This window comes from Pseudoalteromonas apostichopi (assembly GCF_030297135.1).
GTDB lineage: Bacteria > Pseudomonadota > Gammaproteobacteria > Enterobacterales > Alteromonadaceae > Pseudoalteromonas > Pseudoalteromonas apostichopi.
Genome location: NZ_AP028065.1, coordinates 1,763,177 through 1,787,277 on the forward strand (window position 1 = coordinate 1,763,177; position 24,101 = coordinate 1,787,277).

General features: G+C 41.9%; 26 protein-coding genes. 17 read left to right on the top strand and 9 right to left on the bottom strand.

The features are described 5' to 3' along the window. Positions 1 to 2 precede the first annotated feature (2 nt). Positions 3 to 2,162 carry a fatty acid oxidation complex subunit alpha FadB gene (fadB, locus tag QUE86_RS07800; RefSeq protein ID WP_130050120.1) on the bottom strand — a complete coding sequence of 720 codons (2,160 nt, stop codon included), beginning with the start codon at positions 2,160 to 2,162 and terminating at the stop codon, positions 3 to 5. A 195-nt stretch (positions 2,163 to 2,357) separates the two neighbouring features. Between fadB and QUE86_RS07805 the strand changes: the two genes are divergently transcribed. The 9 genes from QUE86_RS07805 (at position 2,358) to QUE86_RS07845 (ending at position 10,204) form a co-directional block, all read left to right on the top strand. Continuing rightward, the gene (locus tag QUE86_RS07805; RefSeq protein WP_130050119.1) at positions 2,358 to 4,244 is read left to right on the top strand and encodes a transglycosylase SLT domain-containing protein; all 1,887 of its coding nucleotides are present in this window, start codon (positions 2,358 to 2,360) and stop codon (positions 4,242 to 4,244) included. Between the two features lie 93 nt (positions 4,245 to 4,337). Next, entirely contained in the window at positions 4,338 to 5,660 is a 1,323-nt protein-coding gene (gene pepQ, locus QUE86_RS07810) for a Xaa-Pro dipeptidase (RefSeq protein ID WP_130050118.1), read from the top strand. A gap of 57 nt (positions 5,661 to 5,717) precedes the next feature. Next, positions 5,718 to 6,335, top strand: coding sequence for a YigZ family protein (locus tag QUE86_RS07815; protein WP_130050117.1), 618 nt, complete (start codon positions 5,718 to 5,720; stop codon positions 6,333 to 6,335). 95 nt (positions 6,336 to 6,430) lie between these two features. Beyond that, positions 6,431 to 7,882, top strand: a complete 1,452-nt coding sequence (locus tag QUE86_RS07820) for a TrkH family potassium uptake protein (RefSeq protein ID WP_130050116.1) — start codon at positions 6,431 to 6,433, stop codon at positions 7,880 to 7,882. A gap of 38 nt (positions 7,883 to 7,920) precedes the next feature. After that, entirely contained in the window at positions 7,921 to 8,577 is a 657-nt protein-coding gene (locus QUE86_RS07825) for a flagellar brake domain-containing protein (protein ID WP_130050115.1), read from the top strand. Positions 8,578 to 9,052: 475 nt separating this feature from the next. Next, positions 9,053 to 9,262: an EF-hand domain-containing protein gene (locus tag QUE86_RS07830; RefSeq protein ID WP_054563772.1), complete on the top strand. Its 210-nt coding sequence runs from the start codon at positions 9,053 to 9,055 to the stop codon at positions 9,260 to 9,262. 68 nt (positions 9,263 to 9,330) lie between these two features. Beyond that, the gene (locus tag QUE86_RS07835; protein WP_054554776.1) at positions 9,331 to 9,543 is read left to right on the top strand and encodes an EF-hand domain-containing protein; all 213 of its coding nucleotides are present in this window, start codon (positions 9,331 to 9,333) and stop codon (positions 9,541 to 9,543) included. A gap of 140 nt (positions 9,544 to 9,683) precedes the next feature. Beyond that, positions 9,684 to 9,899 (top strand): EF-hand domain-containing protein, encoded by a 216-nt coding sequence (locus QUE86_RS07840; protein WP_130050114.1) that lies wholly within the window; start codon positions 9,684 to 9,686, stop codon positions 9,897 to 9,899. 86 nt (positions 9,900 to 9,985) lie between these two features. Continuing rightward, positions 9,986 to 10,204: an EF-hand domain-containing protein gene (locus QUE86_RS07845; RefSeq protein WP_167659037.1), complete on the top strand. Its 219-nt coding sequence runs from the start codon at positions 9,986 to 9,988 to the stop codon at positions 10,202 to 10,204. Between the two features lie 84 nt (positions 10,205 to 10,288). On the opposite strand, the gene trkA is transcribed toward QUE86_RS07845, so the two are convergent. The 4 genes from trkA to def are packed head-to-tail and all read right to left on the bottom strand — an operon-like array spanning position 10,289 to position 14,440. Next, positions 10,289 to 11,665, bottom strand: coding sequence for a Trk system potassium transporter TrkA (trkA, locus tag QUE86_RS07850; RefSeq protein WP_054563775.1), 1,377 nt, complete (start codon positions 11,663 to 11,665; stop codon positions 10,289 to 10,291). 12 nt (positions 11,666 to 11,677) lie between these two features. Then, on the bottom strand, positions 11,678 to 12,964 hold the full coding sequence (gene rsmB / locus QUE86_RS07855; protein WP_286260307.1) for a 16S rRNA (cytosine(967)-C(5))-methyltransferase RsmB: 1,287 nt from the start codon (positions 12,962 to 12,964) through the stop codon (positions 11,678 to 11,680). Next, a complete protein-coding gene (gene fmt / locus QUE86_RS07860) occupies positions 12,957 to 13,910 on the bottom strand; it encodes a methionyl-tRNA formyltransferase (RefSeq protein ID WP_130050111.1) in 954 nt (317 codons plus the stop codon). The genes rsmB and fmt overlap by 8 nt, the downstream gene beginning before the upstream one ends. 20 nt (positions 13,911 to 13,930) lie before the next feature. Beyond that, positions 13,931 to 14,440, bottom strand: coding sequence for a peptide deformylase (def, locus tag QUE86_RS07865; protein WP_054554770.1), 510 nt, complete (start codon positions 14,438 to 14,440; stop codon positions 13,931 to 13,933). A 118-nt stretch (positions 14,441 to 14,558) separates the two neighbouring features. Here def and QUE86_RS07870 point away from each other — a divergent pair, with 118 nt between their 5' ends. From QUE86_RS07870 to hemF, 6 genes are all read left to right on the top strand, one after another. Further along, on the top strand, positions 14,559 to 15,677 hold the full coding sequence (locus QUE86_RS07870) for a LysM peptidoglycan-binding domain-containing protein (RefSeq protein ID WP_167659039.1): 1,119 nt from the start codon (positions 14,559 to 14,561) through the stop codon (positions 15,675 to 15,677). A gap of 30 nt (positions 15,678 to 15,707) precedes the next feature. Further along, positions 15,708 to 16,805: a DNA-processing protein DprA gene (gene dprA, locus QUE86_RS07875; RefSeq protein ID WP_286260311.1), complete on the top strand. Its 1,098-nt coding sequence runs from the start codon at positions 15,708 to 15,710 to the stop codon at positions 16,803 to 16,805. Then, on the top strand, positions 16,798 to 17,271 hold the full coding sequence (locus QUE86_RS07880) for a DUF494 family protein (RefSeq protein WP_130050108.1): 474 nt from the start codon (positions 16,798 to 16,800) through the stop codon (positions 17,269 to 17,271). The genes dprA and QUE86_RS07880 overlap by 8 nt, the downstream gene beginning before the upstream one ends. A gap of 71 nt (positions 17,272 to 17,342) precedes the next feature. After that, the gene (locus QUE86_RS07885; RefSeq protein WP_130050107.1) at positions 17,343 to 17,912 is read left to right on the top strand and encodes a DNA topoisomerase family protein; all 570 of its coding nucleotides are present in this window, start codon (positions 17,343 to 17,345) and stop codon (positions 17,910 to 17,912) included. A gap of 33 nt (positions 17,913 to 17,945) precedes the next feature. Next, on the top strand, positions 17,946 to 18,512 hold the full coding sequence (gene tsaC / locus QUE86_RS07890; RefSeq protein WP_130050106.1) for an L-threonylcarbamoyladenylate synthase type 1 TsaC: 567 nt from the start codon (positions 17,946 to 17,948) through the stop codon (positions 18,510 to 18,512). A 2-nt stretch (positions 18,513 to 18,514) separates the two neighbouring features. Further along, the gene (gene hemF, locus QUE86_RS07895) at positions 18,515 to 19,465 is read left to right on the top strand and encodes an oxygen-dependent coproporphyrinogen oxidase (RefSeq protein ID WP_250661492.1); all 951 of its coding nucleotides are present in this window, start codon (positions 18,515 to 18,517) and stop codon (positions 19,463 to 19,465) included. Here the strand turns inward: hemF and QUE86_RS07900 are convergent. The 3 genes from QUE86_RS07900 to QUE86_RS07910 all read right to left on the bottom strand — a co-directional run bounded on the left by QUE86_RS07900 (position 19,462) and on the right by QUE86_RS07910 (position 22,089). Next, complete coding sequence (locus QUE86_RS07900) at positions 19,462 to 19,914, bottom strand: hypothetical protein (RefSeq protein ID WP_130050104.1); 453 nt, start codon at positions 19,912 to 19,914, stop codon at positions 19,462 to 19,464. The genes hemF and QUE86_RS07900 overlap by 4 nt on opposite strands. 66 nt (positions 19,915 to 19,980) lie before the next feature. Then, the gene (locus QUE86_RS07905) at positions 19,981 to 21,576 is read right to left on the bottom strand and encodes a methyl-accepting chemotaxis protein (protein WP_286256417.1); all 1,596 of its coding nucleotides are present in this window, start codon (positions 21,574 to 21,576) and stop codon (positions 19,981 to 19,983) included. Positions 21,577 to 21,657: 81 nt separating this feature from the next. After that, positions 21,658 to 22,089, bottom strand: a complete 432-nt coding sequence (locus QUE86_RS07910) for a group II truncated hemoglobin (protein ID WP_130050102.1) — start codon at positions 22,087 to 22,089, stop codon at positions 21,658 to 21,660. Positions 22,090 to 22,130: 41 nt separating this feature from the next. On the opposite strand from QUE86_RS07910, the gene aroE reads away from it, so the two are divergent. Both aroE and QUE86_RS07920 read left to right on the top strand, forming a co-directional pair. Then, positions 22,131 to 22,955 (top strand): shikimate dehydrogenase, encoded by an 825-nt coding sequence (gene aroE, locus QUE86_RS07915; RefSeq protein WP_286256419.1) that lies wholly within the window; start codon positions 22,131 to 22,133, stop codon positions 22,953 to 22,955. Continuing rightward, a complete protein-coding gene (locus tag QUE86_RS07920) occupies positions 22,952 to 23,206 on the top strand; it encodes a DUF1488 family protein (protein ID WP_167659046.1) in 255 nt (84 codons plus the stop codon). Before aroE ends, QUE86_RS07920 begins: the two co-directional genes overlap by 4 nt. Here QUE86_RS07920 and QUE86_RS07925 read toward each other — a convergent pair. After that, positions 23,203 to 23,736: a gamma carbonic anhydrase family protein gene (locus QUE86_RS07925; protein ID WP_130050099.1), complete on the bottom strand. Its 534-nt coding sequence runs from the start codon at positions 23,734 to 23,736 to the stop codon at positions 23,203 to 23,205. The genes QUE86_RS07920 and QUE86_RS07925 overlap by 4 nt on opposite strands. Between the last annotated feature and the right edge of the window lie 365 nt (positions 23,737 to 24,101).

Genomic DNA, 24,101 nt, shown 5'->3' on the forward strand with positions numbered 1-24,101 from the left:
TCTTATCCTTCCACCTTATAGAATACACGGCCTTCTTCGGCCCACTTGCGAGTTTCATCTGATACTTGGTAAATCGCACCTAAGTGAGCGTACTTGTCTGCTGTTGCAACAAAGTTCGCTAAACCAGTTTGATCTAAGTAACGGAATGCACCGCCTCTAAATGGAGGGAAACCAATGCCGTAAATTAGCGCCATGTCAGCTTCTTGTGGTGACGCTACGATACCTTCTTGTAAACAAAGTAGTACTTCGTTGATCATAGGAATCATACAACGGTCAATGATTTCTTGTTTGTCGAAATCTTTAGGTGCATCAGTGATAGCACTTAGTAGCTCAGTTGCTGTTGCATCTTTTGCTTTTTTCAGGCGACCACGACGGTCCGGCGCGTATTGGTAGAAACCAGCACCATTTTTCTGACCAAAGCGTTTTTCGTTTGCAAATACAGTAACAGGATCTTTATCTTGGCGAGCCATACGCTCAGGGAAGCCGTCAGCCATTACACCAGTACAGTGGTAAGCTGTATCGATACCTACAACATCAAGTAGATATGCAGGACCCATTGGCCAACCAAATACATTTTCCATTACTTTATCAACTTTAGTGAAGTCAGCACCTTCAACAACAAGTTTGCTGAAACCTGCAAAGTAAGGGAATAGTACGCGGTTAACAAAGAAACCAGGGCAGTCGTTTACAACGATAGGTGATTTACCAAGTTTTAATGCGTAATCAACAACTGCATTAATTGTTGCTTCTGAAGTTTTTTCACCACGGATGATTTCTACTAATGGCATTTTCGGCACAGGGTTAAAGAAGTGCATACCACAGAAGTTTTCTGGTTTTTCAAGTGCAGATGCTAACTCGTCAATACGAATAGTTGACGTATTTGAAGTTAGGATAGTGCCTGCTGGTAAGTCTTTTTCAAGACCCGCAAGAACAGCTTGCTTCACTTTAGGGTTTTCAACCACGGCTTCAACAACGATATCAGCACTTTGTAGGTCTGCATCATTTAACGTTGGTTTGATCTTGCCTAAGGTGGCAACCATCTTATCCATCGCCATATGGCCACGTTGTACTTTCTTACCTAGTAGCTTAGATGCTTCGCCCATACCTAAATCAAGTGCATCTTGGTTGATGTCTTTCATGATAATAGGTGTGCCTTTATAAGCAGACTGGTAAGCAATACCGCCACCCATAATACCTGCACCTAATACAGCTGCTTGTTTGATCTCAAGCCCACTGTGTTTAGCTTGCTTCTTCGCTTTACCTTTAATGTATTGGTCAGCTAAGAAAATACCGGTTTGCGCGGCAGCTTCGCTTGTTGCTGCAAGTTTAGCAAAGTTAGCGTTTTCAATAGCCATTGCTTCAGCGCGTTCACAGTTTGCAGCAGCTTTGATTGTTTTTACAGCCATAACAGGTGCTGGGTAATGACCTTTTGTCTGACCCATTACCATACCTTCTGCCATAGCAAAGCTCATACCTTGCTCAACACGGTTCATTTTCAGTGGCTGTAATTTTACTTGTCGTTTTGCTTGCCAATCTAGCTTGCCAGCAATTGCTTGCTCAAGTGTTGCAATACTTGACTCTAAAAGTTTGTCAGCACTAACTACCGCGTCAAACGCACCTACTTTTAGGGCATCCGCAGCACGGTTTTCTTTACCTGTAGTGATCCATGTCATCGCATTATCAGCGCCAATAAGGCGTGGCAGGCGAACTGTGCCACCAAAACCAGGCATAATGCCTAATTTAACTTCTGGTAGGCCAATTTTAGCGTTAGAGCTAGCAACGCGATAATCGGTAGCAAGTGCCCACTCACATCCACCACCTAGCGCCATGCCGTTTACCGCACTTAGGGTTGGGAAAGGTAAATCTTCAATTGCGTCAAAAACATCAGTTGCATTTTTGATCCATGCAACTAGTTCTTCTTGAGGTTTAGTGAAAGTAGGTAAAAATTCGAAAATATCGGCACCGATAATGAAATGATCTTTATCGCTGGTGAACACCATGCCTTTGATATCTGAGTTTGTTGCCAATTCTTTTAATGCTAAAGCGCAATCTTGCAAGGTTTGCTGCGAAAGTTTATTTACTGAGCCGTCTGCACAGAACTTAAACTCGGCGATGTTGTCCTTGATGAAAGCAACTTCAAATGAATCGCTTTTATATAACATTATTATTCTCCCTAGTTTATTAACTAAGACTGGTACGATGAGTTTGCATTTCAATCAGTGTGCTTGCTTTAAAATGAAAATGCAACGAAAAATTTACTGCGCTTTATCGCGATTGGTTAAAATATAGCTGGTTTGGTGCTAAGGTGTAGCAGAAGTTTTTTGTTATTAATTCTTTAATTTTTGTTAAAGGTCATCATGAAAAAACAACTCCTTGGTTGGACAGCTGCCGCATTACTTTTTCCTTTTTTTGCAGCTGAAGCCAACGATAAACATGACGCTTTTTTAAAAGCAGAAAAAAAGGCGCGTTACGGTGATTATCAAGACATGAAAGAGGCAGCAAATGGACTTGATCATCCGTTGAAACCTTATGTCGAAAAGGCATATTGGCAACGCAACCCAAGCCTTAAACACCAAACGGAAATAGAGAACTATCTTAATATTTATCAAAACACGCCACTAGAGTGGCCTGTACGAAAGGCATGGCTTAATTACTTAAAAAAGTACAACAAGAAAGCTGCATATATTCGAAATTATCGCGAAACGAGCAATAACGAATTAACGTGCCCTTACTTAAGCTTTCAATTGGACTTGGGGGCACCTGAAAAAGCCATAATGAACCAAGTTACTGATTTATGGGTTGTTGGGGAGTCACAGCCAAAAGAGTGTGATGGATTATTCTCGCTGTGGAAGAAAAAGGGTTACCAAACCCAAGAGCGAGTTTGGCAGCGTATTAGTCTGGCCGCTGAAGGGGGCTCATCAAGCTTAATTCCTTACTTAAAAACATTATTGCCTCGGGCTGATCAATATTTAGCTGATTTATATTTAAAGGTACGAAGAGACCCAAGTGCTGCTGCGGGTCTTTATCGCTACAAGAAAAAGTCGACTAAAGAAGGACAAATTGCACTCTATGGGGTTAAGCGCTTAGTATGGCGAGATAAAGATTTGGCATTACGAGCTTGGGAAAAGCTCGAAGCTATGTTCGATTACACCGACGAGCAAAAAGCCGATGTTTACTACAGCTTTGCGCTTTCGCTTGCCTCGAGCGGTCATCAACAAGCACGCTTTTGGTTAAACAAAGTACCTAAAGAGCGCCAAACTCGTAAACTAATGCAATGGCAGCTAGGGAACATGCTAGAGAGACAAGATTGGTCTGGCATTGTGGCGTTTTTCACGGGTAAAGAAAACCTGAGTTTGGGTCAACAATATTGGTTGGCATATAGCTTAAATCAACGTGGTGACGTCGAGCGAGCTCGTGAAATTTGGCAAACGGTGGCTAAAGAGCGTGATTATTACGGCTTTTTAGCATCTGCACGCTTGGGTATTCCGGTTAGTTTAAATAACAAAGATATCAATATTAGTAATAAGCTTAAGCTTGAAGTGGCAAATGCCCCTGGTTTTAAGCGAGCTCGCGCCTTGTATGAGCTTGAGCGTTATACATCTGCGCGTCGTGAATGGAATTATTTAACGGATACATCTACTAAAGAAGAAAAGCTTGCTGCGTCTTTACTTGCTGCTGAGCTAGATTGGTACGACAGCACTATTTATACCTTGGCGCAAATAAAAGAGTGGGATTATGTCGATTTACGTTTCCCATTTGCGTTTAAAGATGTGTTTGCCACTTATAGCAACCGCAGCCATATCGATGTTGCTTGGAGTATTGCTATCTCGCGTCGAGAAAGCTCTTTTGCGCCAGATGCACGCTCTCATGCCAATGCTCATGGTTTGATGCAGTTGTTACCAAGTACTGCTAAGTATATGAATAAGAGTACAGTGTCACGCAGGCAGTTATATCAGCCTCGTACTAATATACGTCTAGGTAGTGAATATTTGCAGTATTTGAAAAAGAAAAATCATGGCAATGAAATCCTTGCTACGGCTTCTTACAATGCAGGTTATCATCGCATTAAACGCTGGATCCCAGAGCAAGCAATGCCAGCTGAACTGTGGATAGAGTTAATTCCTTATACCGAAACACGAAACTACGTTAAGAATGTGTTTGCCTACAGACAGGTTTATCACACTCGATTAGGTCGTGACGGCAATGTATTGGCACCGATCCTAGATATGTCGATGGGTGGTTAAACAAGATGTGTCACACTATCCTCCCTCAGTTGGGGGATAGTGCTGGCTATGTTAGACTGCTAACAAGTTAAATTTACTAAAGATGGGTTTACTATGGATAAATTAGCGGTGTTATACGCCGAACATATTGCAACCTTGCAACAACGCACTCGTACAATCACAGAGCGTGAAGGTTTAGAAGGGTTAGTAATTCACTCAGGTCAGGCTAAACGTCAGTTTTTAGATGACATGTATTATCCGTTTAAGGTGAATCCGCAATTTAAAGCTTGGTTACCAGTAATCGACAACCCACATTGCTGGATTGTGGTTGATGGTGCATCTAAGCCAAAACTGATTTTTTATCGTCCTGTGGACTTTTGGCATAAAGTGCCTGACGAACCGCGTGATTTTTGGGCTGAGTATTTTGATATTGAATTATTAGTACAGCCAGATCAGGTCGAAAAGCTGCTTCCTTATGATAAAGAAAAATTTGCCTATATCGGTGAATACCTAGAAGTAGCACAAGCGCTGGGCTTTAGCATTATGAACCCAGAGCCAGTAATGAATTACCTACACTTTCATCGCGCTTATAAAACCCAGTACGAGCTTGAGTGTTTACGTCAAGCTAACCGAATCGCGGTAGATGGCCACAAAGCTGCACGTGATACTTTTTTTGCTGGTGGTTCAGAGTTTGATATTCAGCAAGCTTACCTCATGGCAACGCGTCAGAGTGAAAACGAAATGCCTTACGGTAATATCGTTGCGCTAAATGAAAACTGTGCAATTTTACACTACACGCATTTTGAGCCTAAAGCGCCGCATTCACATCATTCTTTTCTTATTGATGCTGGTGCGAACTTTAATGGCTATGCGGCTGATATCACGCGTACTTATGACTTTAAAAAGTCGGGTGAATTTAGCGATTTAATTAAAGTAATGACAGAGCATCAAATCGCTTTAGGTAAAGCATTAAAGCCTGGCTTGTTATATGGTGAATTGCATTTAGATTGCCACCAGCGTGTAGCGCAAGTGCTTAGCGACTTTAATATTGTGAAATTACCAGCAGCTGAAATTGTTGAACGCGGTATTACTTCTACTTTCTTCCCGCATGGTCTTGGTCATCACCTTGGCTTACAAGTACACGATATGGGTGGCTTTATGGCTGATGATACTGGTGCACACCAAGCTCCGCCAGAAGGTCATCCATTCCTTCGTTGTACTCGATTAATTGAAAAGAACCAAGTATTTACTATTGAACCTGGTTTATACTTTATCGACTCATTATTAGGTGACCTTGCGCAAACAGACAACAAGCAGTTCATAAACTGGGAAAAAGTTGAAGCGCTTAAGCCATTCGGCGGTATCCGTATTGAAGATAACATCATCGTTCATGAAGATAGCCTAGAAAACATGACCCGTGATCTACACTTAGATTAACGATTTAGGTTAGTGAATATCGGGGCCATTAGGCCCCATTTTTTTAGATAAGCAATTATGTCTGAATACCAATATCCGGCTGAGCCGGTTTTTTACCAAGAAGAAATCAAAAAAAGCACCTTTATTGTGCATATTGCCCACACCCCAGATCTTGCGGCAGCAAAAGCCTTTATCAAAGAGATTCAAGATAAATACAGCGATGCTCGTCATAATTGCTGGGCGCATGTTGCAGGTAATCCCGGTGGTAGCCATGTATATGGCTTTTCGGATGATGGGGAGCCTAATGGCACTGCCGGCAAGCCAATGCTAAATGTACTAACTGGATCTGGTATTGGTGAAATTACAGCGGTTGTAACCCGTTATTTCGGTGGCATTAAGCTCGGTACTGGTGGGCTTGTGCGCGCCTACGGTGGTAGTTTAAATAATGCGATGCGTGAGCTTAAAACTATTACCAAAGTACCTAGTGTTGAGCTGATAGGCCAAAGTGATTACAGCGTACAAGGGGCTATAGAGCAGCTATTAAAAAATCAGTACCAGGTGCTTCATATCGAAAAACAGTTTGCAGAAAACATCACTTGGCAAATCGAAATCGATAGTCGTCAGGCGGAGCAAGCGGTTGATGATATTCATGAACTGACTCACGGTGCAGTTAGCCTAAAAGTCAGAAAAGTTTGAAATCTAAAAATAATACATTGCGTTTACTTACAATTAAGGCTGTAAGACAATAAACTGTATTAGCTAAACAATTAATAAGAAAGCGATACGCCTAGATGCAATTTCGTACCATAATAAAAATTCTCGGCCAGCTGGTGGCGTTATTTAGTATCACTATGGTGCCACCGGCACTCGTGTCTTTGATCTACAAAGACGGTGGTGGTGTGCCATTTGTTCTCGCTTTCATTTTTAGTGTAGTGATTGGTTTAGCGGCTTATTATCCAAACCGCCATGAGCATGGTGATTTAAAAGCTCGTGAAGGCTTCCTGATTGTCGTATTGTTCTGGTTGGTACTAGGCACCTTCGCAGCGGTACCTTTAGTGTTCTTACAAGAACCTAATCTTTCGCTAGCGGACTCTGTATTTGAAGCTTTCTCAGGGCTAACAACCACAGGGGCCACCGTACTTACAGGCATTGAATACCTACCTAAATCAGTCCTATTTTACCGCCAACAATTACAATGGTTAGGTGGTATGGGGATCATCGTACTCGCGGTGGCGGTCCTGCCTATGCTAGGCGTCGGTGGCATGCAGCTATACCGTGCAGAAACACCGGGTCCGGTTAAAGACTCGAAAATGACGCCGCGTATTGCTGATACCGCAAAGCATCTTTGGTATATCTATGTGTCGCTTACCATTGCTTGTACGCTGGCATATTGGGCTGCAGGAATGGATTGGTTTGATGCAATTTGTCATGCCTTCTCTACTATCGCGATTGGTGGATTTTCTACTTATGACGCATCAATGGGGCAGTTCGATAGCCCTGTAATTAATTTTATTTGTGTGGTGTTTTTGCTTATTGCGGCAATTAACTTCTCGCTTCACTATGCGGCGGTATCGTCACGCAGCATTCGGGCCTATTTACGAGACCCGGAATTTAAAGTGTTTTTATTGATTCAATTAGCATTGGTAATTGTCTGCTTTACAGTGTTGTCATCAAATAATATTTATGCGGATGGTGATGAGACTCTTGATCAAGCCATGTTTCAAGCTGTGTCAATGAGTACAACAGCAGGCTTTGCGACCGATAACTTTTCGGCATGGCCACTGTTCTTACCAATTTTACTTATCTTTTCAAGCTTTATTGGCGGCTGTGCAGGTTCTACCGGTGGCGGTATGAAAGTAGTTCGCGTGTTCTTGTTATACTTGCAAGGCATTCGAGAGCTTAACCGCCTTGTGCATCCTCGTGCTATCTACTCAATTAAATTAGGCCGAAAGGCACTGCCAGATAAAGTTGTCGAAGCGGTTTGGGGGTTCTTCTCTGCGTATGCTTTGGTGTTTGTCATTATCATGTTGGCGCTGATGGGCACTGGTATGGATAACATCAGTGCATTCTCTGCTACAGCTGCTTGCTTAAATAACTTAGGCCCAGGTTTAGGTGAAGTCGCTGCTCATTACGGGGCGATTTCAGATACGGCAAAATGGCTACTTACTATTGCAATGGTATTTGGTCGTTTAGAAATATTCACCCTACTAGTACTGTTTACGCCTACCTTCTGGCGAGGCTAACCAAAGCAAGGTGATTATCAAGAAGTGGAGGCATTACTGTGCCAAAAACTCAAAAACAACGCAATCTTGAGAAACTAACCTGTATCCCTGCAGGTAGCTTGGTGGATGTTGAAATTACCACACCAACCGACAGTAAACGGGTAAAAACAGAATTTATTGGTTTGATGAATGATCAGTACATCATTCTTAACTATCCATCAGCAAAGCGTTTAGCGAATAGTAGTGATGTCATTAAAGACGGTGTAATGGTCGTTATACGCGCCGTACTTGAAGCGGGAGGTGGGCAAGTGATTGCTTTTCGTCAGCAAATAAACGCCTTGGCATCGCATCCACATCGCTTAATTTTTCTCGACTTTCCTCAGCAAGTACAGCTTTATAGCTTGCGTAGTGAAGCGCGTATTCCTACGTTATTCCCTGCAAACTTAGTGATTGCAGAGCAAACACTGGCGGGACTTATTAAAGATATTTCACTTACGGGCGTGCAGTTTGATATTAATAGCAGTAACGACTTAACCGCTTTTAAAGGACAAAGCTGTCAAATCACACTCAGTAAACGAGAGTTTAGTGGCACAGTATGTAGCGTTCGCAAAAGAGCGGGTGGTTTTATGCTGGGTGTGCAGCTTGATACAAGTGAAGATGAGATGAAAGCGTTTATGAAAGAGCACTTAATTGACCTTTCTGTATTAGACAGCTAATTCCGGCTACCAATTCGCCATTTTGCAACAAAATGGCTATTTTCCCCGATTTAACCCTATAAATATCAAAATTAATTTATAAATAAATTCAAACAATCAATAAAATCAATCTGTTATGAGTTAAATTAATTTCGATTTTTTTCTTTAAATTTCGTTGTTCAGATAGAGTTTATTTTCGAACACCTCATTTTTTTGTTTTCTAATCCGAGTTAATCGTTATTGTCTCCATTTTAATCTTTATAACTTATTGATTTTAAAGGGAGCGTAAAACCAATCACTGAGCCTGTTGCAAAACAGCAACAAATAAATCGCTCTAGTCATCATAAATTCTCGAAAGTTCAATTCAAGATACTGATTTTATTATTCTTTTTAACTTTGGCATCGAAGTTGAAATAGTCTAAGCGAACACAGAGAAAAACTGATTCAGGAAAATTTCCTCTATCACAGTTGAGACAACATTGAAGGAATAGTGATTATGAAAACGTTACACAAAACTTTAGCACTTGTAGCTCTTGCAACCTCATCAGCAGCGTTTGCCGCTGATTTTGACACACTCGATGTGAATGGCGATGGCGCTATCAGCAAAAGCGAAGCATCAGTAAGCGAAACGTTAATGAGCCAATTTAAAGAGCTTGATACAGACGGCAATGGTGAGCTGTCTAAACAAGAGTACTCTAAAGCTTAATTTCATTGTAAGGACACATTGAAAAGGACTTCCTAACTCAAGACTACACACTTTGAAGGAATGACATTATGAACACAGTAAATAAAACATTAGCACTTATGGCACTTGTATCTTCATCAGCAGCATTTGCAATGAGTGATTTCGATACCCTAGATGTTGACGGCAACGGTGTTATCAGCCAAAGCGAAGCGTCTGTTGATGCAGAGCTAATGAGCAAATTCAGTGAATTAGACACTGACGGTAACGGTGAGTTATCGAAACAAGAATTTTCTAAAGCTTAATGTGATTAAGCAAAACCAGTTTATCTAGCTGATTAGTTCTGAGCTGCCAAAGACAGCCTAAGTGGATAAGGGAATCCATGAAAGAGGACAACACTGGAAGTGCGATCAGCTAACACTCTTAATATTGAAGGAATATCATTATGAAAACAGTAAACAAAACATTAGCTTTAATCGCACTTGCATCTTCTTCAGCGGCTTTTGCAGCAACTGACTTTGACACCTTAGACGTAGACGGTAACGGCGTGATCAGTAAAAGTGAAGCGGCCGTTGATGCAAAAATTATGTCGCAGTTTAAAACCTTAGACGTGAATGGTGACGGTGTTCTTACTGAAGCAGAGTTTTCAGAAGCAGAGTAACGTAATTAACTCGTAATAAACCAGTTTCCACTAAACAAGGATCTCAGAAACGGATTTCACTCTTTTCAAATTTTAAGGTAATTATTATGAAACAGTTAAGCACAACAATCGCAATTTTAGCACTAGCAACATCATCGGCAGCTTTTGCACAAGGTGTAAGCTTTGCAACTTTTGACACCGACGGTGATGGCGTGATCAGTAAAGAAGAAGCGTCTGCAAATATGCAGCTTGAAAAGTTATTTCCAAAGCTAGATAGCGATGGTAATGGCGAGCTTTCGAAAGAAGAGTTCGCACAGATTCAATAGAATCTTTTTGAAAAGTTAGGTACTTTCACTTCAAGAGTCGTAAAGCAGCCGTTATGGCTGCTTTTTTCGTTTATAAGCTCTCGTTTACAAGAAGATCGCACTTACCTGAAACAGCTTTTCAACAACCGTAATATGCTTTTTATCAATCAAAAACATGATTACGTGGTCACCAGACTGAATAACGGTATCGTCATGGGCAATCAGTACATCATCGTTACGCACAATAGCACCAATAGTTGTTCCTGCTGGTAGCTTGATATCTGCAATTGCTCGGCCAACAACTTTAGAAGTATGCTCATCACCATGAGCGACAGCTTCAATTGCTTCTGCTGCACCTTTACGTAACGAATAAACATTAACAATGTCACCACGGCGAACATGTGTTAATAGCGCCGAGATTGTTGCTTGTTGGGGCGATATAGCAATATCAATCTCACCACCTTGAACTAAATCAACATAAGCGCCACGCTGAATAAGCACCATGGTCTTTTGTGCGCCCATACGCTTTGCCAGCATCGCAGACATAATGTTTGCTTCATCGTCGTTAGTGACTGCGATGAATACATCAACTTGTTCAATATGTTCTTCAGATAACAGCTCTTGATCAGAGGCATCGCCACAAAACACCACGGTGTTATCAAGCATTTCAGATAGCTGCGCAGCACGCTCTTTATTGCGCTCAAGCAGTTTAACGCTGTGGTTCTTCTCAAGTGAACGAGCAAGACCCGCACCGATATTACCACCACCGGCAATCATGATCTTTTTGTATGAACGTTCGAGTTTTTGAAGTTCATTCATTACTGCTCGAATGTGCTTGGTTGCTGCGATAAAGAATACTTCATCGTCAGCTTCAATAACGGTTGTGCCAAGCGGCTTTATAGCTTTACCTTGACGATAAATAGCCGCTACACGGGTTTCGACATTCGGAATATGTTCTTTCAAGGCCGAAAGTGCATAACCAACCAGCAAGCCACCGTAATACGCTTTCACCGCAACCAGCGATAACATGCCATCAGCGAATTGTAATACTTGTAAAGCACCCGGATAATCGATTAAGCGACGAATATATTTAGTCACCAACGCTTCAGGAGCAATGTAGTGATCAACAGGTAAGTCATCGTTATGGAATAGCTTCTCACGATACTTTAAGTATTGCTCTGAGCGAATACGGGCAATTTTGGTTGGTGTATTAAAAATACTATAGGCCACTTGGCAAGCAACCATGTTCACTTCGTCAGAACTGGTTACGGCAATAATCATATCGGCGTCTTCGGCACCTGCACGACGCAATACATCGGGATGAGCACTGTGGCCAGTAACACCTTGTAAGTCATACTTATCTTGTAACTCTCGCAAACGGTTACCGTCGATATCGACAACGGTTATCTCATTTTGCTCACCGACGAGGTTTTCTGCCAATGTGCCACCAACTTGTCCGGCACCGAGTATGATTATTTTCATAGCTTGTTCTTATTAGTGTTTTTTAACTAGCTTTGCGTAGTAGAAACCATCACTTTCACCAGGCAGTAATTGTAGGCCAGGTATCGTTGGGGTGTCGTTTTCATGCAAAGGTATGTGTTCAGCACTTTGATTATTGGCAAGGAACTTAGCAACTTGTTGTTGGTTCTCTTGCGGTAATACAGAGCAGGTTGCATAAACTAAAGTACCACCAGGCTTAAGTAGAGGCCAGATACTATTTAGTATATCGCCTTGTAAATTAGCGAGGTCTTCAATATCAGATGCACGACGTAGCCATTTTATATCAGGGTGGCGACGGATTACGCCCGTTGCTGAGCAGGGCACATCAAGCAAAATACGGTCGAATTGCTGTTCATCCCACCAAATATGTGGCTGTGATGCATCTGCACATTGTAGATCAGCAGTTAAGCCAATACGCACTAAGTTTTGTTTAACGCGTTCTAGGCGTTCGCTGTCGCTATCAAGTGCTAATACGTCGGCATCAGCAAGCTCTAGAATATGGCACGTTTTACCACCTGGCGCTGCACATGCATCTAAAATGACATCATCATTTTCTGGTGCTAGGAAACGCGCAGCTAATTGTGCCGCGGCATCTTGTACTGAGCAGGCGCCAGTATCAAACTCTGGTAATGCGTATACATCACAAGGTTTTGCTAGCTTAATACCATCAGGAAAATTAGCATTGAGGGTATGCTCAATATCATTCGCTTTAAGCATCTCACTGTATTCTTGGGTGCTGTATTGCGCTTGATTTACTCGTAACCACATAGGAGCTTGAAGCTGATTCGCCTCAAGGATTTCTTGCCAATTATCAGGGTAGGCAGCGGTTACTTGTTTGATAAACCAACCTGGGTGGTTAAATTTGCAAACAGGAATTTGCTGTGCTTTTTCTTCAAGCTCAGCTTGTTCACGTTGGAAACTGCGTAAAATAGCGTTAATCAGGCCTTTTAAACCAAGAGCGCGCATTTGCTGAAGCGCATTAACCGTTTCGCTGATTGCCGCATGAGGCGGTACACGCATGTGTTGAAGTTGGTAAATACCCACATACAACAAGAATTGGAAAATACGGCGCTTGCCTTTTAGCGGTTGATCTAAAAGTTGCTGGCAATAATTTTCTAGGCTAGGTAAATAGCGCAGCACACCGTAACAAATCTGTTGCAGCAGGGCTTTATCTTTAGGTGATAATTCTTGGCTTGCAAAAGGTAGTTCTTGATTAAGTGATGCACCTTTATCGACTACGTTGTAGAGGGTTTCAGCAGCAAGTGCTCTTACATTACTCATTGCTTTGACCTAATACTGAGCCAGGTTCAACCCAATCACTGCGACCATTTAGAAAGTCACTAACAGCCATTGGTTTTTTACCTTGTGGTTGGAGAAGGGTGATTTTAAGTGCACCTTGCCCACAGGCGACTAAAATACCTTGCTTATCAGCAGCAATGATTTCACCTGCTTGCGCACTTTGCGATACAACTTCTGCCTGCCAAATTTTTACTGTTTGTCCTGCCATTTCGGTAAAGCAAACAGGCCATGGGTTAAAGGCTCGGATATTACGCTCAATTTGCTCAGCATCCATTGACCAATCAATATTGGCTTCATCTTTAGATAACTTTTTCGCGTAATTTGCTTGCGTGTCATCTTGCTTTTCTGGCGTGATTTCACCTGCAGCAAGGCGATTAATAGTACTAATCAGTGCATCAGGACCTAGCGCAGCTAGTTTATTGTATAAAGAGCTACTGGTTTCTGTGCTATCAATCGGACAGCGGCTGATATGCAGCATGTCGCCTGTATCTAAGCCTTCATCCATTTGCATTATTGTTACACCTGTTTCACGGTCGCCAGCCCAAATAGCACGCTGAATAGGCGCTGCACCACGCCAGCGAGGTAAAATAGAACCATGCACATTTAAGCACCCTAAGCGCGGAGCATCTAAAATAGCTTTTGGTAATAATAAGCCGTATGCCACCACAATCATGATATCTGCGTTTAGGCTTGTAAGTTCTGCAAGCGCTTCATCAGATTTTAGTGATTGCGGTTGAAATACAGGTAAGTCATGGGCAAGTGCTAGCTCTTTAACTTCACTGGCTTTTAGCTTTTTACCTCGGCCCGCAGGGCGATCTGGTTGGCTATAAACACCAACAACGTCGTGCTCTGAGTCAATCAGTGCTTGTAAATGGCGCGCAGCGAAGTCCGGCGTACCAGCAAAAATAATGCGTAATGGTTGTGTCACAGATATTCCTATTGATGAACTTATGATTTAGCAGCCAGCTTAGCTTCTTTTTCAAGCTTTTTACGGATACGTTGGCGCTTTAAAGGCGATAGATAATCAATAAAAAGAGTGCCTTTAAGGTGATCAAGCTCATGCTGAATACAAATCGCTAATAGCTCGTCAGCGTCTAAGCTGAATTCTTCACCATTTTCATTAAGCGCTTTAACAGTAACAGTTTCTGCGCGGTCAACTTTTGCGTATGAATAAGGGACTGATAAACAGCCTTCTTCACTGACTGTTGAGCCATCTTTCTTAGTGATTTCTGGGTTGATTAATACTAACGGTTGGTCGCGCTCTTCAGATACGTCGATCACCACAATTCGCTGGTGGATATCTACTTGCGTTGCTGCTAAGCCGATACCGTTTTCGTCATACATAGTTTCAAGCATGTCTTTGACGATTTGACGAACTTCATCGTTTACTTCTGGTACTTCTTTCGCGATTGTACGCAAACGCTCATCCGGAAATCTCAAAACTTCTAACCTAGCCATAGTTACCTTTTACACTTGTGATTCATTTAGGGTATTGTATGCTCTTATTTTAGCCATTCGTGTTCACCTTTAACAGGTTTTGGTCGATAATAATCTAAAAACAACTCAAGGAAGCCAAATGAGATACCCACTAGTTGCGGCTTTGTTAGCCTTTAGCTGTGCTTTTTCGGTAGCTGCTGATGTCTTAACAATTAAAAAAGATGCGCCAAAACAATACGTTGTAAAAAAAGGTGACACGCTTTGGGATATCTCTGGCGTGTATCTTGACCAGCCTTGGCAATGGCCTGATTTGTGGCAGATGAACCCGCAAATCGCGAATCCGCATTTAATATACCCGGGTGATGCGCTCAGTTTAATTTACGATAAAGACGGAAATCCACGTTTAGTTAAAAATCCGCGTTATAAAAAGCTCTCTCCTGAAGGGCGAATTACACCAAAGGGTAAGCAAGCTGTGCCGACTTTGCCTCTCGAATTGTTGCGTCCATATTTGACTTATGAACAAGCAATTAGCGCCGATATTATTGCACAAAAGCCGTATATTTTAGGTGCCAGCGTTAATACCAAAATGAACACTATTGGTCACACTCTTTACGTTAAAGGTGATTTAACACTAAACGAGGCTTATGGTGTATACCGTAAAGGTAATGACCTTGTCGATCCAAATACAAATGAAGTACTGGCGAACAAAGCGGAGCTTGTGGCGATTGTTCGAGCATTTAGAAGCGGTGATGCGGAAAACGGTGTACCTGCCTCTGTCAAGGTTGAGTTGGTAAAACAAGAGATCAAGCCTAATGACTTCTTAATGCCAGCAATGGAAGGGCAAATGATGCCTGCCTATTTCACTATGAAGCGCCCAGAAGTTGCTTTAGATGGCACTATTATCGCCGCAGCTAATGAAATGCGTGAATTTAGTACCATGGATATTGTTGTACTAAACTTAGGTGCTGACCAAGTGAAGCCAGGTTTTGTACTTGATATTCAACGTCAATCACCAGAAGTGTATGACGGTCGCAATGGTCCGCGTTACCGCGAAGATTCTAACAGCCTAGAGAAGTTCATGACTGATGCAAATGAGCTTTTTGGTATTGAAAGTGATGAAGACAGTAATGTATGGCATATGCCAAAGGAAAAAGTCGGTGAGCTAATGGTGTTTAAGGTATATGACAACGTTAGCTATGCACTGATAGTGAAAAATCAGCATCCGATCCGAGTTGGAGATTATGCAGTTATAAACTAACTCACAAATTGGGCGCTCTAAGGAGGGAGCATGGCACAGGTTTCAGGCAAGCTATCCCATTGGCTTGCCTTTTATTTATGTAAAGGGCTTGGGATCAAAAGCCTTATTGCATTAAGTCAAAAACAGCCGCTGGGAGAGTTATTTACATTAACTACCTCAGAGCTGCAGCAGCTCGGCTTATCAAAGAGCCAAGCCGATAATTTAGTTAATACTGACTGGCTGTTAGTTGCACACTATCAAGCGCAGATAGCTAAGCTGCAAATCAAGGTCATTAGTTATTTTGATGACAGCTATCCGCCGTTACTCAAGCAAATAGCCAGCGCTCCTATATTATTGTTTTGTTTAGGTAACACGGAACTATTACTGTCACCGCAAATAGCTATTGTTGGTAGCCGTAATGCAACACCTACAGGAATTGAAGTAGCCGCCGAGTTTGCCCATCAACTTTGTTCTGTTGGAATGACAGTTACATCAGGTATGGCTATGGGGATTGATGGCGCTGCTCATAAAGGCGCATTAGCGGGCTCAGGCAATACCATAGCTGTACTTGGCACGGGTATCGATATTGCTTATCCAAGACGCCATAGCTTACTTATCAAACAAGTTGCAGAGCGGGGCTTGTTGGTTTCTGAATTCCTACCTGGCACGGCTGCTAATGCAGCGAACTTTCCGCGCCGAAACCGTATTATCTCTGGGTTGTCATTAGGAGTACTGATTGTTGAGGCGCAAATTAAAAGTGGCTCACTGGTAACGGTACGCTATGCGCTTGAGCAGAATAAAGAGGTGTTTGCAGTGCCAGGCTCGATAAAAAGTCCACTTTCAGAAGCAAGTCATTTTTTAATTAAGCAAGGCGCTAAATTGACAGAAAATATTAGTGATATTCTTGATGAAGTGAGCTTTTTCTGTGAAAACAGTCTATATAGTATAGAACAGCCTATTGCAGATGAACCCGACTGCCCAGTGTTCAAAAGTATAGGGTATGAGGTTACAAGTGTTGATCAAATAACACAGCGAAGCCAATTACCAGTAAACGAAGTACAAGCTCGGTTACTCGACTTAGAGCTCGCAGATAAAATCGAACGAGTACTCGATGGTTATATAAGACTAGGAGGACATAAACATGTTTGACATCCTCATGTATCTTTTTGAAAACTATATCCATAGTGAAGCTGAAATCTTTACTGAAGAGAATGAGCTTACCGATGAGTTAGTTCGTGCTGGCTTCAATAAACCTGAAATCTACAAAGCCCTTGATTGGTTAGAGCAACTGGCTGATTTGCAACAAAGCGACATCTATCCATACCTTAATGCCCAGCCACAACATGCCATGCGTATTTACACCGATAGTGAATGCCAAATGCTGAGTGTTGAGTGTCGTGGTTTTTTAATGTTTATCGAGCAAATTGGTGTAATTAACACCGTAACTCGTGAAATGGTTATAGACAGACTGTGTGCTTTGGATAAACCATATATTTCTTTGGAAGATCTAAAGTGGGTGGTCCTTATGGTGTTATTTAATGTGCCGGGCTCAGAGCAAGCTTACGCGCAAATGGAAGACTTAATATTTGACGAACCAGCGGATGTATTACATTAGTTCGACTTTGCTTGTATCTTTGTTGAGTTTGGGTATATTAGGCGAAAATTAGCCAACCCCACAGGAATCTTATGAGTAAAATCGACCATTCTCTTTTTTCTGCAGATAAACATGCACTCGAAAAAGAGTATGAGGTTTGCCCTAAATGCGGTTCTGAATTGGTTATGCGCAACTCAAAGTCAGGCCCTTTTTTAGGCTGTGCCAGTTACCCCAAGTGTGACTACATCCGTCCTTTAGCACATCATGATAGCCAACAAATAAAAGTTCTCGAAGACAGTGCCTGTCCTGAGTGTGGCAAACCATTGGTAATTAAAAATGGCCGTTATGGCATGTTTATCGGTTGTACTGGTTACCCAGAATGCCATTATATTGCTCATGATGAAGAGCCTGACGATGCCCCTAAATTACCTACTTGCCCTAAATGCAAAAAAGGTCAGCTGGTTGCGCGTAGTAATAAGTTTGGCAAAACCTTTTATTCTTGTGATAGCTATCCGCGTTGTAAATATACACTTAATCATAAACCCGTGGCGACCGAGTGTCCGGCCTGTCATTGGCCAATTATGACCGAAAAGAAAACAGCTTCAGGTGTTGTGTTACAATGCCCTCAGAAGTCGTGTATGCATAAGTTAGTCGAGTCTTAATGTACTTGTAATTCGTTTTTTAGGAGAGTTTCTTTGTCTGATCCTGTTGCACAACCAACCAATGCAATTGATGCTTTGCAGCAAGGTGGCGTGATTGTTTATCCAACCGAAGCTGTTTTTGGTCTTGGTTGCGATCCTGATAACCAAGCCGCGGTTGAAAAGCTTTTAGCCATCAAACAACGCCCTGTAGAAAAAGGCTTAATTTTAATTGCTGACAATTATGGCCAGTTATTAAAGTATGTAGATGATGCCAAAATCCCAATGGATAAACGTGCTGATATCTTTTCACAATGGCCAGGAGCTATCACTTGGGTGATGCCGGCTGCAAAAGAAACGCCAAAGTGGTTAACAGGTCAGTTTGATACTATTGCTGTGCGTGTTACTGATCATCCGACGGTAAAAGCTTTGTGTCAGCAATTTGGTAAGCCTTTGGTTTCAACAAGTGCAAACTTAACTGGTCAAGAAACGGTAATGACTATCGCACAAGCGAAAAGCGAATTTGCTGATACGGTAGATTTTTATGTTGATGAGCCGTTAGGTGGCAACAGCCAACCAAGTGTGATCAAAGACGCAGCGACCGGAAAAGTATTTAGAGGATAAACATGCAAAGCGAGCTACTCGAACAAGTTAAAACCTATTTAATGGCCTTGCAAGATACAATTTGTCAGGGCCTTGAAAGTGCCGACGGCAAAGCAAAGTTTGTTGAAGATAATTGGCAACGTGCAGAAGGCGGCGGTGGCCGTACTCGTGTTATCCAAGGTGGCAATGTCATTGAACAGGGTGGGGTGAATTACTCGCATGTGTTTGGTGCTTCAATGCCAGCATCAGCAACAGCGCATCGTCCAGAGCTCGCTGGTCGTAGCTTTCATGCATGCGGTGTGTCATTAGTGATCCATCCTAATAACCCACATATTCCAACTAGCCATGCCAACGTGCGTTTCTTTATTGCCGAAAAAGAAGGCGAAGAGCCAATTTGGTGGTTTGGTGGCGGTTTTGATTTAACGCCTTTTTACGCTGTATTTGAAGATGTACAACATTGGCATCAGGTGGCAAGCGATTTATGCCAGCCATTTGGTGCAGAGGTTTACGACAAATATAAAAACTGGTGTGATGATTATTTTTATTTAAAACACCGCGACGAAACACGTGGTGTTGGTGGCTTATTTTTTGATGATTTAAATGAGCTTGGCTTTGAACAAAGCTTTGCTTTCATGCAGGCGGTAGGAAATGGTTATTTAGATGCTTACCTACCTATTATTGAGCGCCGTAAAGACACGCCAATAACTGAGCAACAACGCGACTTCCAATTGTATCGTCGTGGTCGTTATGTTGAGTTTAATCTTGTTTGGGACCGCGGAACATTATTTGGCTTACAAACAGGTGGACGCACTGAGTCTATCTTAATGTCGATGCCACCACTAGCACGTTGGGAATATAACTATGTACCAGCTGCAGACAGCCCAGAGGCTAAGCTGTATCAGTACTATTTACGCCCTCAAGACTGGTTAAATAGCAAAGAATCTGATCTAGTTGCACGCCAGTGGCAGCTTTAATCAAGTATTGAAACCACTCTAATCAACATTATGTTGTCACCCTCAACTAGGGTGGCAACACTGTCACTGTTAGGCAGCTCTGCCAATACACTAAATAGCACTTCTGCTTTTAATATCTCTAGCTGATCAGATGTTGTATCAATAGGTGCGCTAACCTGTGTTAAGCACTGACTGATATCACAGGCATAGAAATCAAGTTTCACTTCAAAATATTCAGGGTGCTGAATAAGCTTATCAAAACCATCAACAATACTTTGTTCAAGCTTATCGCTTTGTGACGTTTTACCTTGGCTGAGAAGTGATTGAGCAATTTGCTGAATATCGTCATGATAAATATATTCATTAATAGTGCTTATTTGATTAGCGGAATCATTCACGCTGTACTGATAGGTCAATAGTAGCGCCGCACTAATACCAATGCAGACTAAAAGAGTTGTTATAAATTTCATTTAAACATCCTTATTTACTATGAAATACTCATAACAACTCTAGCAGTTGCATAAAAAACGTGCAATTTAGCTTAATTTAAAGCGCCTTACTTGCTCATCCAGTGAACGTGCTAACGACAACAGCTCTTCACTGACTTTTTGGTTTTCATGCGCATCGACTAATGAGTGCTCGGCATTATCACTAATTGCTATAACGCTTTGGTTAATTTCTTCAGCCGCCAAATTTTGCTGTTCAGTGGCATCAGCAATTTGCACGTTAAGCTGATTTATCTCACTCATTTGTGAAGAAATATCACGTAATGCTTTAGCTACTTGCTTAACTTGGACTGCACGCTCGTCTGCTTCTTCACAAGAGTTATTCATAGTATTAACGGTGTGTGCCGCTTCGCTTTGTAATTTGTCTATAGTGCGGCGAATTTCGTCGGTTGAGTCATGGGTGCGGGTTGCCAAAGTGCGCACTTCATCGGCCACAACGGCAAATCCTCGACCAGCTTCTCCAGCACGGGCGGCTTCAATAGCCGCATTGAGCGCAAGTAAGTTAGTTTGTTCAGCAATACTACTGATCACCTCAAGTACTTTACCAACGTCTAACGTTTGGGTTTGTAATTGAGTTACTTGCTCGGCGGCCGCTCTAACATCAGCCGCAAGTTGATTGATACTTTGCTCAGTGTGTTCTGCAACATGCAAGCTTTGCTGTGCAAGTTGGTTACTGTGTTCTGATTTCTCAGAAGCAAAATGCGTGGTGTTTTTAACTTCGCTTGATGAACTTTCGAGTTCATTGATGGCGGCAGCGACAGAGTCTGTTCCTTGCTTTTGCTTTAAGATAGCCTGTTCCGTGGCATCTACTGAGGCATAAATGCTTTCGGCTGAATGGATCAATACCTTAGAAGAGTGGGAAACCTGCGCAATATTATCCTTAAAGGCGCCAATCATGTGATTAAAGCTGGTGGCAAGTGAGCTCAGTTCGTCATTATTGCTGTCGTCTACAGTGAGGCTTAAATCTTTATTGGTGGTTGCTAAGTGCATAGTATGACTAATGACTTTCAAGCGTTTAATAAATACTTTTCTAAACATCACTGCCAGCAGTGAAAATGCAGAAATGAAAATAGCAGTTAATAGCAGTGTATTCATTAAGGTGTTTTGTGATACTTCTTGCTCAATATCAGCCAACGAATAACTAATTTTTACTACTCCTAATACATCACCTTCCTGCGCTTGATGGCAGCCTAAGCAATTAGTGCCTTTATAATCACTGCGAGCAAACATAGGCTTCAGATAGGTCATCGTGCTATTTTGATTATCAATAAATAATGCTTCAGTACCTGTCAGTGCTTTTCGCTCAGTATCGTTAGTCGCAACCTGGTTGGCATTTCCTGACCCATAAATTTTATTAACGATTGGACTACGTATGATATGGGCATCTTCAATATTAGGGTGGCTTCTTAATTTAGTACTCAGAATTTCACGATTAGCCATAGTGCCAGTTAGCATCATGGTGTTAATAGAATCAAAGTAATTATCGGCAAGCAGTTTTATGTTACTTTCAACGGTATCTTGCGCTAATTCATGTTGTTGCTTGGCGCTGCTGAATATACTGGCAAATAATACCAATACGCCTGTCAGTGCCAACAGGGCATAAATTTTAAATTGGATTGATTTCATGCGACGACGCTTTTTCTAAATTAAGGAAAATTTATTATCTTTATTTAAAAAAAGCGTACATTGATATAGCGCAAAGCTTAGTTAGTTTTGATTGATCATATGGCTGGCGAGTTGCGATAAAGATTGTCTTAACCCTTCGCGAAGTAGTGGGTTATCAATTTCGATATCGAGCGTTTTATTCATACAATGCATCCATTGGTCACGTAAGTCTTGATCAATAGGGAAAGGCATGTGACGCTTTCTTAGCATCGGGTGACCATATTTTTCAACAAATAGGTCGGGGCCGCCCAGCCAGCCAGATAAAAACTCAAAGAATACTTGGCGAATTCTATCTAAAGGCTGAGGATGCATATCATATAATGGTTTGGCGTATTCATCAGTGGCCATTATGTCGTAAAATCGATTTGCAATTGCTCGAGCTCCTGCTTCACCACCAATAATTTCATAAGGTGTTTTTTCTGGGGTAGGCGTTTCAGGCATTGGTTTCGATTTAGAAAAAAGTCGTTTAATCATAATATTAATAAAGCTCTACAGGGCGAAGAGGTTGCTTCACTATGGACAAATACGCGGTTTTTGGAAATCCAATCAAACATTCGAAATCACCCGCAATACACGCACAATTTGCTGCATCATTAAACGAGCAAATCGAATACAGCGCCATTTTAGCACCAACAGATGCATTTGAAAAAACTGTCACTGGGTTTTTCGCTGCTGGTGGTAAAGGGGCTAATGTCACTTTGCCATTTAAAGAGCAGGCTTTTGCCATGGTAGATGAACTAACAGAACAAGCAAAAATAGCCGAGGCCGTTAATACCATTAAACAACTCGAAGATGGCCGCTTACTCGGTGATAACACCGATGGTGTAGGGCTGGTTAAAGACCTTTTAGCCAATAATGTCATTTTAAAAGGTCAGCGAGTACTTCTTATTGGAGCGGGTGGTGCGGCGAGAGGTGTCATTCAACCATTATTGAATGAACAAATCGAAAGCTTAACAATAGCCAACCGTACCGTTGAAAAAGCGCAAGCACTTGCAAGTCATTTTAAGGGGGAGATAGATGTGCAAGGTTGTGGTTTAAATGATATCCCAGCAAGTAACTATAATGTGGTTATCAATTCTACATCAAGTAGTGTAACTGGAGACTTGCCAGGTATAGCACAGCAGCACGTTGCAAAGTGCCAGTGCGCATACGATATGTTTTACGCGAATGATGATACGGCATTCATTAGTTGGGTTAAGTCGATTAACCCAACATGTTTAACACTCGATGGTTGTGGCATGCTGGTTGGTCAAGCTGCACAAGCTTATTTTGTATGGCGCAATAAAATGCCAGAAATTCTTCCCATTGTGAACGCGCTTAAAGCAGGAGAAATTGCGTGAATCAAGCTATCCAATTTATCGACCGACTTGAATTTAAGCCCGATGAAAAGCAGTTGGTGTTCTTTGCTCAAGTAAGTGGCTTGATGGTGGAGTGTATTATTGATACCAGCAAGTATGATTTTGCCGCCCAAAGCAGCGCAGTTAATTACTTTGAATCTTATCGTTTCGATTACGAAGAGCTCGCCGAGAAACTGATCGAAGATGAACAGTATAACTCGGCAGGACAAATTGAATTAACCGAGGTGTTTTAGCCCTCAGCTAAGTATTCATCTTTAAGCTGAACATAATTGTCAGCAGAAATTTTTAAAAAGGCGCGCTCTTGTTCTGTTAAAGGGCGGGCCTGTTTAACCGGACTACCTACATATAAGTAACCTGACTCTAAACGCTTATTAGGTGGGACCAATGAACCACCACCAATGATCACATCATCTTCAACAATTGCATTGTCCATCACTATTGCACCCATCCCCACAAGAATACGATTACCAAGTTGGCAGCCGTGTAGCATGACTTTATGGCCAACAGTGACATCATCTCCAATTATAAGAGGGTAACCATCTGGATTTGACTTAGAGGCACGAGTTAAATGTAAAACACTGCCGTCTTGAATGTTCGTACGCTCACCAATACGGATATAGTTAACATCACCACGCGCAGCAACAAGAGGCCAAACACTTGAATCCTTGCCAAGCGAAATATCACCTACTAAAACTGATGACTCATCAATATAAACACTATTATCGAATGTCGGAGTGATCCCTTTATAAGAACGGATAGTCATAAATTCACCTTAAATTTTAAAAATGCGCTCAGTCTAGTGTAACAGCGAAGCAAAGAAATACATCAAAAGGCCCCTAATTTGATTGTAAAACACCCAGTTTCAGGGTGTTTAGTTCAAAAGCTGAGCGAACAGTACATTTTTTTAAATTTTATTGAAAAAAGTGCTTGCGTAAAAAATCCATCTCCCTATAATGCGACCCCACTGACACGGCGGGCAGCAACGAAAGACGCTGAACAACGTAGCAGAGAGTTAAGTGAAACTTCGGTTTCAAATTATCGAAAGAAAGTTTGAAATTAAGTGTTGACTCGAAAAATTAAGGATGTATTATACGCATCCCTAGCGACAACGTCGCAACGTTCTTTAAC